The sequence below is a fragment of the Burkholderia sp. HI2500 genome (assembly GCF_002223055.1).
In the GTDB taxonomy this organism is placed as follows: domain Bacteria; phylum Pseudomonadota; class Gammaproteobacteria; order Burkholderiales; family Burkholderiaceae; genus Burkholderia.
Genome location: NZ_NKFL01000006.1, coordinates 50,436 through 62,623, shown reverse-complemented (window position 1 = coordinate 62,623; position 12,188 = coordinate 50,436). Strand labels below are relative to the sequence as shown.

Annotated in this window: 12 protein-coding genes; 6 read left to right on the top strand and 6 right to left on the bottom strand. The window is 68.6% G+C overall.

What is annotated here, in order from left to right; translation table 11 throughout:
- Positions 1-15 precede the first annotated feature (15 nt).
- From CFB45_RS18030 to CFB45_RS18025, 3 genes are all read right to left on the bottom strand, one after another.
- On the bottom strand, positions 16-1,938 hold the full coding sequence (locus CFB45_RS18030) for an SMP-30/gluconolactonase/LRE family protein (RefSeq protein ID WP_089426720.1): 1,923 nt from the start codon (positions 1,936-1,938) through the stop codon (positions 16-18).
- A gap of 438 nt (positions 1,939-2,376) precedes the next feature.
- On the bottom strand, positions 2,377-2,514 hold the full coding sequence (locus CFB45_RS39035) for a hypothetical protein (RefSeq protein ID WP_179255080.1): 138 nt from the start codon (positions 2,512-2,514) through the stop codon (positions 2,377-2,379).
- A gap of 56 nt (positions 2,515-2,570) precedes the next feature.
- Positions 2,571-3,764 carry a porin gene (locus CFB45_RS18025; protein ID WP_089426719.1) on the bottom strand — a complete coding sequence of 398 codons (1,194 nt, stop codon included), beginning with the start codon at positions 3,762-3,764 and terminating at the stop codon, positions 2,571-2,573.
- A 306-nt stretch (positions 3,765-4,070) separates the two neighbouring features.
- On the opposite strand from CFB45_RS18025, the gene CFB45_RS18015 reads away from it, so the two are divergent.
- The 4 genes from CFB45_RS18015 to CFB45_RS18000 all read left to right on the top strand — a co-directional run bounded on the left by CFB45_RS18015 (position 4,071) and on the right by CFB45_RS18000 (position 6,769).
- Positions 4,071-4,703 (top strand): LysE family translocator, encoded by a 633-nt coding sequence (locus CFB45_RS18015; RefSeq protein WP_089426718.1) that lies wholly within the window; start codon positions 4,071-4,073, stop codon positions 4,701-4,703.
- Positions 4,704-4,715: 12 nt separating this feature from the next.
- Positions 4,716-5,249: a GNAT family N-acetyltransferase gene (locus CFB45_RS18010; RefSeq protein ID WP_089429029.1), complete on the top strand. Its 534-nt coding sequence runs from the start codon at positions 4,716-4,718 to the stop codon at positions 5,247-5,249.
- Positions 5,250-5,360: 111 nt separating this feature from the next.
- A complete protein-coding gene (locus CFB45_RS18005; RefSeq protein ID WP_089426717.1) occupies positions 5,361-6,095 on the top strand; it encodes a metallophosphoesterase family protein in 735 nt (244 codons plus the stop codon).
- Positions 6,096-6,157: 62 nt separating this feature from the next.
- Positions 6,158-6,769 carry an alpha/beta fold hydrolase gene (locus tag CFB45_RS18000; RefSeq protein ID WP_089426716.1) on the top strand — a complete coding sequence of 204 codons (612 nt, stop codon included), beginning with the start codon at positions 6,158-6,160 and terminating at the stop codon, positions 6,767-6,769.
- Positions 6,770-6,829: 60 nt separating this feature from the next.
- Here the strand turns inward: CFB45_RS18000 and CFB45_RS17995 are convergent, their stop codons facing one another.
- Entirely contained in the window at positions 6,830-8,152 is a 1,323-nt protein-coding gene (locus CFB45_RS17995; protein ID WP_089426715.1) for an ATP-binding protein, read from the bottom strand.
- A complete protein-coding gene (locus CFB45_RS17990; RefSeq protein ID WP_089426714.1) occupies positions 8,149-8,889 on the bottom strand; it encodes a response regulator in 741 nt (246 codons plus the stop codon). The genes CFB45_RS17995 and CFB45_RS17990 overlap by 4 nt, the downstream gene beginning before the upstream one ends.
- A gap of 226 nt (positions 8,890-9,115) precedes the next feature.
- On the opposite strand from CFB45_RS17990, the gene CFB45_RS17980 reads away from it, so the two are divergent.
- On the top strand, positions 9,116-9,697 hold the full coding sequence (locus tag CFB45_RS17980; RefSeq protein ID WP_089426713.1) for a thioredoxin family protein: 582 nt from the start codon (positions 9,116-9,118) through the stop codon (positions 9,695-9,697).
- 55 nt (positions 9,698-9,752) lie between these two features.
- On the opposite strand, the gene CFB45_RS17975 is transcribed toward CFB45_RS17980, so the two are convergent.
- The gene (locus CFB45_RS17975; protein ID WP_089426712.1) at positions 9,753-10,391 is read right to left on the bottom strand and encodes an FMN-binding negative transcriptional regulator; all 639 of its coding nucleotides are present in this window, start codon (positions 10,389-10,391) and stop codon (positions 9,753-9,755) included.
- A 123-nt stretch (positions 10,392-10,514) separates the two neighbouring features.
- Between CFB45_RS17975 and pdxR the strand changes: the two genes are divergently transcribed.
- Positions 10,515-12,029, top strand: a complete 1,515-nt coding sequence (gene pdxR / locus CFB45_RS17970) for a MocR-like pyridoxine biosynthesis transcription factor PdxR (RefSeq protein WP_089426711.1) — start codon at positions 10,515-10,517, stop codon at positions 12,027-12,029.
- Positions 12,030-12,188 lie beyond the last annotated feature (159 nt).

Genomic DNA, 12,188 nt, shown 5'->3' with positions numbered 1-12,188 from the left:
GCGCTGCCTGCACGTTCACGGATGCCAGCGATACACGATCATGCTGGTGCCGTTGTAGTTGTCCTTCGTGATCACGTATTCGCCGGTCGAGCGCAGGTACGCGCGGATCCCGTACATCGAGTCGACGTCGTTGCCGACGTCCATCGCCGACGTGTTCGAGTTGGTCAGCGTCGTCACGAGCGCGCCGGTGTTGAGATCGAACACGTCGACGTTCGGCACGGTGTGCACGTAGCCGACGAACAGGTAGTGGCCGGCCGCCGCGATCGATTTCGGGTTCGCGCTGGTCAGGTTGATCACCGGGTTCGGCGCGGTCGTGTTGCCGTTCTTCCAGCCGTGATAGACCTCGATGTGCCCGTTCATCGCGGTCCAGTCCCAGTTGTTCGCGAGGCCCTGCGCGAGGATCATCGTGTCGCTGTCCGCCTGGTAGACGATGCGCGTCGTCGGCGCCACGGTGCTCGGCACGGGCGTCGTCACCGGCTTGCCCCACGACGGCTTGCCGGTCGCATCGAAGCCCGTCATCGGGTAGCGGGTAATCGCGTTGGTGCCGTTCAGCCCGGCCCACACGTCGCCGTTGCCGTCGATGTCGAAACCGGTCGTGACCTGCAACGTCGTGTTGAACGGCTTGCCCGGCAGCGAGCCGGCCGGATTCGCGATGTAGCCGGTCGCCGGCGTGAAGTAATAGAAATTGAAGTTGCCGGGGTTCTGGCCCGACGCGACGAGAATCCGGTTGCCGCCCACCATCACGAGCTGGCCGAAATGCTGGCCGCGCTGGTAGTCGTTCATGTCGAGGCGCGGGTCCTTCGGATAGGTGAACGGGTCGACCGTGTTCGCGACGAACGTGCCGCCCGCCGAGCCCGTATACACGTTGTTGCCGCTGTAGAAGAACGCGCCGTCGGTCGCCGGGTCGGGCGCGGCGATCGCCTCGAAGTTCAGCGCCTGCAGCTTCCATTGCAGCGCGCCGGTCGGGCTGTACGAATGAAGATCGGTGCTGCCGTTGCGCCCGAGATCCCAGCCGCCGCCCCACGCGTTGTTGAGCACGTACAGGTTGCCGCCCGAATCCTTGCCGATGCCGACCACGCGCGTGAAGCGCTTGTCGCCGACCTGCCCCTTGATGCCCGAGGTCGTGTCGAGATAGCCGCCCTGCACACCGAACGTGCCGATCTGCTGCGGCAGGCCGGCGAGGCTGTAGAGCTTGATGTTCATGTCCGGGCCCTGGTCGCCCACCAGCAATTGCCCCGTCGACGCATCGAAATACAGCGCCGACGGCCGCGCGCCGGTTGCCATCTGGATCGTGTTCAGCAGCGTGCCGGTCGCGCTGTACTGCGCGACCACGCCCGCGCTCATGCGCGCGACCCACAGGTTGCCCGCCGCATCGAGCGCCAGCGCGCCGGGCCCGGTCACGCCGATGTCGCGCTGCCAGACGCCGTCGGTCGTATAGACGCGCACGCGGTTGCCGTAGAAATCGCTCGCGTACAGCAGGTTGCCGGCCGTCGCGAGGCCGGTGATCACGTCCGGGTTCGGGAGGCCCGTCCACGTGCTGACCGGGATACGCAGGTCGCGTTTGTTCGTACTGCGATCGTAGCGGCCGACCGAGCCGCTGCCGAAGGTGCGGTTGTAGCCGAGCGCGACGAAGATCGACGTCGCGTTGCCGGTAATCGCCCCGCCCTGGAATTCGTCGTGAATACCGATCGTGCCCAACGTCTGGCCGTTCTGGTAGAGCGCGACGCCGCCCGCGTTCTCGTCCCAGCGCGACGACGTATAGATCACGCCCTCGGGCGCGACCCACATCGAGCGCGCGGCATTGCCGACGTGCTGGGCCAGCGTGCCGTACGTGTTCGCGAGCCAGTCGGTCGAGTATTGCACCTGCGCGTGACTCGCCGGCGCCAGCATTGCCATGCACATTCCCAGCAACGCCGCCCGAATTTGTTTCATTGACATGAATAATGCTCCCGAACGTTCAATGGTCGACACTGTAAATCGCGGCGCGTGAAATATTGGTGATTCCGGCTAAAGCGCATTCGCCGCCATCCCGAATTATTCACTCCGTTCCTTTTGCCGTCCGGCGCTTTTCCGTCAACGATGGTCAAACCCGCTCACCGCGCCGCATCAGCTGGCCAGGCGCACGGTTTCGGCGCTTTTTCCCCGGCATTTTCTTCCGGCTCACTCAATGCGAATGCGTCATTTTTTCTGAAATGCCCGCATTGTCTTTTTCATTCCCCGGAAATGGGCCAAATGATTACAAATCGAAATTGAAATGAAAGAGAAAAAATAATATCCGGCGCAATCACGTCATCGCGATTCGGCACGGCGGCATGCGGCGGGAGGAAGGGAGAGGAAAGCGGGATACGGTGGAGAAAACCAAACAACCGCGATCGTTCAGTTCGCGTCGTCGAGCGTCGAGCGTCGAGCGTCGGGCCAGCCCGGCCGTCGAGGAATTTCGGCCGCGCGTCCGACGACGTCGATCACGCGGTACCGGTAGTCCAGGAAAGGCGGCGACAGTACGGAAGCCTGCATGCAACGTTGCCGGCATCGGCGGCGGGCAACGTTGCGGCTGCAACGATCGCTGCGCGTCAGAACTTCTGGCGCAGGCCGAGGCTGACGATGGCCTGCGAGCGGGAATCGGACGAGTGGCCGTTCGCCTTGTCCGACACCGAGGCCGTCGCGGCCACCGGGTGGCCGAGCGCGTCGAGCGTCATGCCCGATGCATGCTGGTACGCGCCGAGCAGGTACACGCTGGTGCGCTTCGACAGGTCGTAGACGGCGCCGAGCGTGACGTTGTGATATTGCGCGCGGTCGTCCACGCCGTCGACATCGCTGCCGCGCGTGTAGCTGTAGCCCGCGAACAGTTGCGTCTGCGGGCGCACGTTCCAGCGCGTGAACACGCCTGCGACGTTGAACGTCGCGTGGCCCGTGAACAGCGACTGGCCGCCGCTGCGGTACTGCACGTTGCTGTAGTTCACGCCGACGACGGCCGGCCCGAAGTCGTAGGTCGCGCCGGTCGCGATGATCTGCTGCGACTGCGCGCTCGCATAGCCTTCGTTGATCGACGAGTTGAACAGCCCGTCGTCGGTGCTCTGCCACTTGCCGGCCGTCGGGTCGGTCGCCCCCGTCTTGCTGTTGTCCGACCGTTCGTAACCGACGCCGACGCGCAGCGGGCCCGCCGCGTACGCCGCGCCGACACTCCACGTGTTGCGCTGCTTCATGCTGCCCGGCTGGCCGCCGAAGCCGTACAGCGCGCCGAACGTGAAGCCCGAGTAGTTGGCGCTCGTGTACTTGATCGAGCTGTCGACCCGCGCGGTCTGGTCGAGGTCGTCGATGTCGCCCGGGTGCGCGCCGAAGCCGCCGATGTACGACGACGGGCCGACCGGGCTCACGAAGTCGTCGAGCGACGTGTACTGGCGGCCGAGCGTGACCGTGCCGTAGCGGTCGCTGCCGAGGCCGACGAATGCCTGGCGGCCGAACTGGCGGCCACCCTGCCCCGACGTGCCGTTCGTGATGTCGAAGCCGTTCTCGAGGACGAACAGCGCGCGCATCCCGCCGCCGAGATCCTCGGAACCCTTGATCCCCCAGCGGCTGCCGGACAGGTTGCCGGTCGTGAGCCCGACGCTCGAATGCCCGGTGTACGCGCCCGCGGAGCCGACCCGCTCGTTGCTGCGATAGGTGACGCCCGCATCGACGATGCCGTACAGCGTGACGGAGCTTTGCGCGGCGGCGATGCCCGCGAGCGAGAGCAGCAGCGGGGCTGCGATCAGTTGCTTGTTCATGATTGTCGTGTCTCCGGGCGTTGAACCCGTTGTTCTGGCTGTCAGTTGCGAGCAGCGCGCGGGCGGCGATATATGCCGGCGGTGCGAGGCCGGCCGCGTCCGCGCGCGACGACGCGGCGGGCATGCCCACTGCGGCCGCCATGGTAGTTGGAACCGGTTCCCGTCGAAAGCACAATAATGAAAACAGTTTCTTGCCAAAATCGAGATAGTCGGGCGGGCGGCCTTGTGCGCAGCACGCCGCACCTGTACAGCCCGGGCGGGCGCAACCGATAATCGAACGCGCCGCCATCCATCGGGAGTGCCTTCATGCATGAAACGACCCTGCTGATCTTCGCCGCCGTCGCGTTCGTCGGTATCGCGACACCCGGCCCGACCGTGCTGCTCGCGCTGACCAACGGCTCGCGCTATGGTGTGCGCCGCGCGGCCTACGGCTTCGCGGGCGCGATGCTGTCCGACTTCGTGCTGATCGTCGCGGTCGCGCTCGGCCTCGGCGCACTGCTGATGGCGTCGGCGTTCTGGTTCTCGGTGGTGAAGTGGCTCGGCGCCGCGTATCTCGCGTACGTCGGCATCCGGCTGCTGATGTCGAAGGGCTCGCTCGACGTCGCCGCCACGCACGGTGGCGACATATCCGGGCGCAACGCGTCGATCTTCGCGAAGAGTTTCCTCACGGCGGTGACGAACCCGAAGGGCTATCTGTTCTTCTCCGCCTTCCTGCCGCAGTTCCTCGATCCGTCCGCGCCGCTCGCGCCGCAATACGTCGCGCTCGCGGTCACGTTCGCGCTGCTCGACGGGGTCGTGATGTTCGGCTACGCGCTGCTCGGCGCACGCGCGGTGCGGCTGCTGAAGCGCGCGGGGGCGCTGTGGCTCGAACGTACGTGCGGCGCGATGCTGCTCGCGCTCGCCGGGTCGCTGGCGCTGTATCGGCGTCATGCGGCATAGGAGCGGATGCCGTTGAAAATCGCTGCGCCGCCCCGCTCCGGCTTTCCGGGCCTGTCGCTCCGCCAGATCGAACGCGCCGACCTCGACGCGTGGTACGCGTACCTGACGAACCCCGACGTCTATCGCCATACGAGCTGGAACCTGCGCTCGCCCGACGATCTGCTGCCGCTGTTCGACGCCATCGAATCGACGGACCCCGACTCGATCCGGCGTCTCGCCGTGATCGACGACGCATCGGGCGCGCTCGCCGGGACGATCGGCCTGCATACCGTCTCGACCGTGAACCGCTCGGCGGAAATCGCTTACGATCTCGCGCCGTCGCGCTGGGGGCGCGGGATCGCGAGCGCGCTGTGTACGTCCGTCACCGAGTGGGCATTCGCCGCGGGCTTCATGCGCATGCAGGCCGTCGTGCTGACCAGCAACGCAGGCTCCGCGCGCGTGCTGCAGAAATGCGGCTACCGCTACGAAGGGCTGTTGCGCGCGTACAAGATGGTGCGCGGCACGCCGGGCGATTTCGCGATGTACGCGCGCCTCGCGACCGACTGACACACCCATCGCGGCGTCACGTCAAACCGCTCACCGCTTCGCATGCGCACGCCATTGGACGGCCTGCGCCGAATTGGCGACAATCGCCGTTCCCTTCCTCGCCGATTTGCCATGAAAATCGCCGCACTGTCCGACATCCACGGCAATCTCGCCGCACTCGACGCGGTGCTCGACGACGTCCGCCGCCGCGGCGCCGACGTGATCGTCAACCTCGGCGACATCCTGTCCGGCGCGCTCCATCCGCCCGAAACGGCCGACCGCCTGATCGCGCTCGACCTGCCGACCATCAAGGGCAATCACGAGCGGCAACTGCTCACCGGCGACCGCGAGTCGATGCGGCTGTCGGATCGCTGGGCGCACGACACGCTGCGCGCCGATCATCTGGAATGGATCGCCGCGCTGCCCGAACGCATGACGCTCGACGACGACGTGCTGATGGTGCACGGCACGCCCGACAGCGACCTCGTCTATTTCCTCGAAACGGTCACGCCCGACGGCTGCCGCGCGGCCACGCCCGATGAAATCGCGCAGCGCGCGGGTGACGAACCGGCATCGCTGATCCTGTGCGGCCACACGCACATTCCACGGACGGCCAGGCTCGACGACGGCCGGCTGATCGTCAACCCGGGCAGCGTCGGGCTGCAGGCCTACACGGACGACCTGCCGCATCCGCACCGCATCGAGACGGGCTCGCCGCACGCGCGCTACGCGATGGTGACGCGCACGGCCGCCGGCTGGAACGTCGAATTCCATGCGGTCGAATACGACTGGCACACGGCGGCCGCCACCGCGGCCTCGCGCGGGCGCGACGACTGGACCGTCGCGCTGCGCACCGGCCGGTGCTGATCCGCCCGGCTCGCATCGCGCCCCCTTCCGCTTCACTTCATTCACCGGGAAACCGCACCGCCATGCCCGTTCCGTCGCAACTGCTCTTCCTGCCCGGCGCATCGGGCAGCACCGCTTTCTGGCAACCGCTCGCCGGCCTTCTCACGCATCCTGCCGAGCGCCGGATCGTCGGCTACCCGGGCTTCGGCGACACGCCGCACGATCCGGCCGTCGACGATTTCGACAGCCTCGTGCGTCATGCGCTGGAAACGATCGACCGGCCGACCGCCGTGATCGCGCAATCGATGGGCGGCGTGATCGCGATGCGCGCGGCGCTCGACAAGCCCGCACTGATCACGCACCTCGTGCTGACGGTCACGTCCGGCGGCCTCGACATGGCCGGGCTCGGCGCGCAGGACTGGCGCACCGGTTTCGCGGAAGCGAACCCGCAGCTTCCCGACTGGTTCCTGACGTTCCGTGCCGACCTGTCGCGGGATATCGACCGCATCGCGCAGCCGACGCTGCTGCTGTGGGGCGACGACGACCCGATCAGCCCCGTCGCGGCCGGCCGGCGGCTGCTCGAACGGCTGCCCGATGCGCAATTGCATGTCGTGCCGGGCGGCCGGCACGATCTCGCGGCCGTGCATGCGACGACGCTCGCGCCGCTCGTCGATGCGCATCTGCGGCGCGGGTGACGGCGCGCGCTTCAGCTTCAGCACAAACCTGAAGCCGACGTGCTCACACGCCGCACGCTGTCACGCCGCATTCCTCAACGTCAGCCGCGCCTCGAGCCCGCCGCCGTCCGCCCGGTTGGTCAGCGTGAGCGTGCCGCCCATCGCCAGCGCGAGCTGCCGCGCGATCGCGAGGCCGAGCCCCGTGCCGCCCGTCTCGCGGTTGCGCGACGTCTCCACGCGCCGGAACGGCTCGAACACCGCGTCGAGCTGATCGTCCGGAATGCCGGGCCCGCGGTCGAGCACCGCGATCACCGCGCCGCCGTCCGGCGCGGTGCGCACGTCGATCTCGGCCGCACCCGCGAACTTCAGCGCGTTGTCGACGAGGTTGCCGACGATGCGGCGCAGCGCCTTCGGCCGCGTGACGAGCGCGAGCGGCGCGCGGCTGTGCAGCGCGACGTCCTGCCCCGCATCCGTGTAGTCGCACACGATGCTGTCGAGCAGCGCATCAAGATCGATGCGGCGCGCGGCTTCCTCGGTGCCGTGCAGCGTCCGCGCATACGCGACGCCCTCCTTCACCAGATGCTCCATCTCGAGCAGGTCCTGGCGCAGCTTCGCGCCCTGCGCATCGTCGTCCATCATGTCGGCGCGCAAGCGCATCCGCGTGATCGGCGTCTGCAGGTCGTGCGAGATCGACGCGAGGATCTGCATGCGCTCGGCCATGTACTGCGCGATGCGATCCTGCATCGCGTTGAACGCCCGCGCGGCGCGCGCGACTTCCGACGGCCCGCCCTCGTTCAGCCGCTCGCCCTTCAGGTCGGGGCCGAGCGCATCGGCGGCCTGCGCAAGCTGCTTGAGCGGCCGCGTCGCGAGCCGCACCGCGAGCCAGCAGCACGCGGCCAGCACCGCGAGCTGCAGCACGAGCACGACCGGCAGCCAGCCCGACAGCGGCACCGTCGACATCGGATGGATGTCGATCGTCAGCGGCGATCCGTCGGTCAGCCGCAGATGCACCTGCAGATGTTCGCGGTCGCCGGGAATCGCGTTCGCGGTCAGCGGGTAGTCGCCGCCGATGCCGTCGGAAATCGAGCGCTCGACGCGCGCCGACAGCCGCGCTTCCGGCGGCGTACCGGTCTCGCCGGGCCCGAGGATGAACGCGTAGCTGCGCCGCGCGAGGCGCGGCACCCACGCGGCCCGCTCGGCCGGCGGCAGGTGGTCGAGCAGCGCGACCGAGCTCGCGACCTCGCGCTCGATGTAGCCCATCATCAGGTTGGTGGTTGCCTGGTCGCGCTCGGTCACGGTGAGCCAGAACGACAGCGTCTGCGCGAGCGCGAGGCCCACGCACAGGATCAGCGCGAGCCGCGCGAACAGCGAGCGCGGCCAGTGCCACGGGATGCGCGCGCTCAAGGCGCACCGTCGACGGCGGTCACGGCCGACGAGAACACATAGCCCTCGTTGCGCAGCGTCTTGATGTAGCGCGGTTCGCGCGCGCCGTCGCGCAGGCGCTGGCGCAGCCGGCTCACGAGCAGGTCGATCGACCGGTCGAACGGATCGGACTGCCGACCCTGCGTGAGATTGAGCAACTGGTCGCGCGTCAGCACGCGTTGCGGGTTGTCGAGGAATACGCGCAGCAGCCGGTATTCGGCGCCGCTCAGCGCGACCAGCGTGCCTTCCGCATCGAGCAGGTGGCGCCCGGTCGTGTCGAGCCGCCATTCGCCGAACGCGAGCATCTCCGCGGTTTCCGTCACCTGCATGCCGGGCGGCAGCATGCGCGCGCGCCGCAGCACCGAGCGGATCCGCGCGAGCAGCTCGCGCACCGCGAACGGCTTGGCCAGGTAATCGTCGGCGCCCATCTCGAGGCCGATGATGCGGTCGGTTTCCTCGCCGCGGGCGGTCAGCATCAGCACGGGCACCGTACGGAACTTGCCGGCGCGCAGGTCGCGGCACAGCGTGAGGCCGTCCTCGCCCGGCATCATCAGGTCGAGCACGATCAGGTCGGGCGCGCCGTCGTCCAGCACGTTGCGCATCTCGCGGCCGTTCGCGGCCAGCGACACGCGCATGCCGTTCTTCTCCAGGTAATCCGCGATCAGTTCGCGGATCGCGCGGTCGTCGTCGACGATCAGCACGTGGTCGATCTTGTCCATGAGTCGTGGTCGGTGTCGAGGTATTCGGGCAGGTGATGTCCGCTTTATACCTCACGGCGGGCATGCGTTTGTATCCCAATGTATCGCGCCGCCGTGACGACACACAACATTGCACACGCGTGGCGCGCCGGACACATCGCAGATACGTCGGCGCCGCTTAATGGGGCCTGTCGAAACCCGTCCGGCCGCCGCCACCGCGCGGCGGCCTCCCGCTCAGGAGAACGCCATGCTGCCCCGACTCAAGATCGCCGCCCTCGTCTTCGCCCTTGCCGCCACGGCCGGGCTCGCCGCCTTCGCGGGCACCCGCGACGACGCGGGCATGCCGACTTCGCAGGCCGGCATGGCCGCACCCGATTTCACCGGCATCGACCGCTGGCACAACAGCGCGCCGCTGACGCTCGGCCAGTTGCACGGCAAGGTCGTGCTCGTCGACTTCTGGACGTACTCGTGCATCAATTGCATTCATACGATTCCGTACGTGAAGGAGTGGGACCGGAAGTATCGCGACCAGGGGCTCGTCGTGGTCGGCGTGCATACGCCCGAGTATCCGTTCGAGCGCGACGCGGGCAACGTCGCCGATGCGATCAAGCGCTTCGGCATCCGGTATCCGGTCGCGCAGGACAACCGCTACGACACGTGGCGCGCGTACGGCAACCAGTACTGGCCCGCGCTGTACCTGATCGACGCGAACGGGAAAGTTGTCTATACGCGCTATGGCGAAGGCGGGTACGACAAGACCGAGGCCGCGATCCGCGGCGCGCTCGCGCAGGCCGGTGAAGGCGCGAAGGGCGCGACGCGCACGCAGTGACGGGCCGGCGTGCGGGCGTGGCGCTTGCCCGCGCATGCCTGCCCGTCGCGGGCGCTCACCCGTGCTTCGCGTCGGCCGCCGCGATCATCGCTTCCCCGATCGCGAGGCTGCCGTTCGCGACCAGCGCGTCGCCGGCGCCGCGGATATCGGCCTCGTCCTTGTTCTGCCCGAGCTTGCGCTTGCCGACGAGCCGCGTGATCTCAATCTGCAGCCCGACGATCGCCTGCAGCATCGCGTCGAGATAATCCGCCGGCGCGTCGCCCATCTTCCACGGCACCGGCTGCGACGCCTCATGCGTGCGCGTCAGCCGCGCGACCACGCCGCGCACGAACTTCGCGTCGTCGCGCACCGTGATGCGGCCGTGCGCATGCACGACCACGTAGTTCCACGTCGGCACCTGCCGGTGTGCGACATGCTTGCTCGGATACCAGGTCGGCGAGATATACGCGTCGCCCGCGCGGAAGATCACGAGCACCTCGTCGCCGTTCGCGACGTCCTGCCAGACCGGATTCGCGCGCGAGACGTGCGCATGCAGTTCGCCGAGCCCACCGTCGCCGGGCTGCAGCTCGAACGGGATGTGATTCGCGTCGAGCCCGCTCTTGCCGTGCGTGATCAGGCTGCCGAACGGATGCTGCACGATCAGCTCGCGCAGCGCGTCGGGGTTGGGTTCGTTGAAATCGGCGGGGACGTACATGGCGGCTCCACGGTCATGCGGGGGTGGGAATGGAACGGGCGCGGGCCCGTCATGCGCCGATTGTGGCGCCAAACTGGTTTATGCTGTAGAGCCGGTTTGAAACAATTTCAGCAGACCAGAATCATGGCAAGAACGGCCCGGAACGTCGACATCCCGTCGCTCGGCGCGCTCGATCGTGCAGCCGGCGACCTGAGCCGCCAGCTCGCGCAGGCGCTGCGCGACGCCGTGCGGCGCGGCGACGTCCACCCGGGCGACGCGCTGCCGTCCACACGGCTGCTCGCCGCGTCGCTGCAAGTGGCGCGCGGCACCGTCGTCGATGCGTATGCGCAGCTCATCGCCGAAGGCTTTCTCGAATCGCGCGGCGGCGCGGGCACGCGGGTCGCGAGCGCGCTCGCGCTCGCCGGGCCGCCTCCCGTCAACGCCCCCGAACCGCCTGCCCGGCGGCGCCCTCCCGCGCGCGCCGGCCTCCCCGAGCCGGCCGCCACCTTCGCGCGGATCGCCGGCGAATTCCGCCCGCTGCCAGCCATGCCGTTCGCGATTTCGGTGCCGATCGGCCTCACCGCGCCCGACGACATCTGGCGCCGGCTCGGCAACCGCCTGCGCGCGCGCGGCGCCGGCGCGCCGTCCGGCTATGCCGATCCGCAAGGCGCGCTGCCGCTGCGCGAGGCGATCGCCGACTACGTGCGCCGCTCGCGCTCGGTGCGCTGCCATGCCGACCAGGTCGTGATCACCAGCGGCACGCAGCAGGGGCTGCATCTCGCGAGCCAGGTGCTGCTCGGCGCAGGCGATCAGGCGTGGGTCGAGAATCCGGCCTATCGCGGCATCACCGCGCTGCTCGACAGCACCGGGCGGCGCGACGCGATGGTGCGGGTGCCGGTCGACGCCGACGGCATCGACGTCGATGCCGGCATCCGTCTCGCGCCGCATGCGCGGGTCGCGTTCGTCACGCCGTCGCATCAATATCCGCTCGGCATGCCGCTCAGCATGGCGCGGCGCAATGCGCTGCTCGCCTGGGCGCGTGGGCAACGCGCGTGGGTGGTCGAGGACGATTACGACAGCGAGCTGCGCTACGAAGGCCATCCGTTCCCGTCGCTGCAAGGGCTCGACCCCGACCGCGTGATCTACCTCGGCACGTTCAGCAAGATCCTGTTTCCGTCGCTGCGGCTCGGCTACGTGATCGCGCCCGACGATCTCGTGCCCGCGTTCTGCGGCGCCCGCGTGCTGATGGATCGCCATGTGCCGACCGCCGACCAGCACGTGCTGGCCGCGTTCATCGCGGAAGGCCACCTCGACCGCCACATCCGCCGCGTGCGCGGCGTGTATGCGGAACAGCGCACGCTGCTGATCGACACGCTCGGTGCGCGGCTGCCGCGCGAACGCGCGTGGGTGCAGCCGGGCGATCAGGGGATGCACGTCGTGCTGTGGCTCGCGGAAGGGATCGACGATCTCGACGTGGTCGAGCGCGCCGCGCAAGCCGGCGTCGCGGTGCGCGCGGTGTCGCCGATGTTCGCGCCCGGTACGGCCCGCCCGGGGCTCGTGCTCGGCTTCGGCGGGTTCGGCCGCGCGCAGATGGAAGCGGCCGCGCAGCGGCTCGCGGAGGTGGTCGCAATGGCCGCCGACGACGCCGTGCCGCGCTGACCGGACGGCTTCGAGCGCCGGCGGCGTGGCGCGATTCGTCGGGAGAATCGCGCCACGCCGCCCCGTAAAAGGTTGTCGGCGGGCAACAAACGTAATCGTCTGTAAATCCTGCAAGCAAACGGCTGTTTTGGCGGGCGTCGCCCGTGTGCCGTTTGCTAG

Bases quoted from the DNA above. Each gene is read 5' to 3' on its own strand.
- CFB45_RS18030 (WP_089426720.1), bottom strand. From the start codon at position 1,938: ATGTCAATGAAACAAATTCGGGCGGCGTTGCTGGGAATGTGCATGGCA.
- CFB45_RS39035 (WP_179255080.1), bottom strand. From the start codon at position 2,514: ATGCAGGCTTCCGTACTGTCGCCGCCTTTCCTGGACTACCGGTACCGC.
- CFB45_RS18025 (WP_089426719.1), bottom strand. From the start codon at position 3,764: ATGAACAAGCAACTGATCGCAGCCCCGCTGCTGCTCTCGCTCGCGGGC.
- CFB45_RS18015 (WP_089426718.1), top strand. From the start codon at position 4,071: ATGCATGAAACGACCCTGCTGATCTTCGCCGCCGTCGCGTTCGTCGGT.
- CFB45_RS18005 (WP_089426717.1), top strand. From the start codon at position 5,361: ATGAAAATCGCCGCACTGTCCGACATCCACGGCAATCTCGCCGCACTC.
- CFB45_RS18000 (WP_089426716.1), top strand. From the start codon at position 6,158: ATGCCCGTTCCGTCGCAACTGCTCTTCCTGCCCGGCGCATCGGGCAGC.
- CFB45_RS17990 (WP_089426714.1), bottom strand. From the start codon at position 8,889: ATGGACAAGATCGACCACGTGCTGATCGTCGACGACGACCGCGCGATC.
- CFB45_RS17980 (WP_089426713.1), top strand. From the start codon at position 9,116: ATGCTGCCCCGACTCAAGATCGCCGCCCTCGTCTTCGCCCTTGCCGCC.
- CFB45_RS17975 (WP_089426712.1), bottom strand. From the start codon at position 10,391: ATGTACGTCCCCGCCGATTTCAACGAACCCAACCCCGACGCGCTGCGC.
- pdxR (WP_089426711.1), top strand. From the start codon at position 10,515: ATGGCAAGAACGGCCCGGAACGTCGACATCCCGTCGCTCGGCGCGCTC.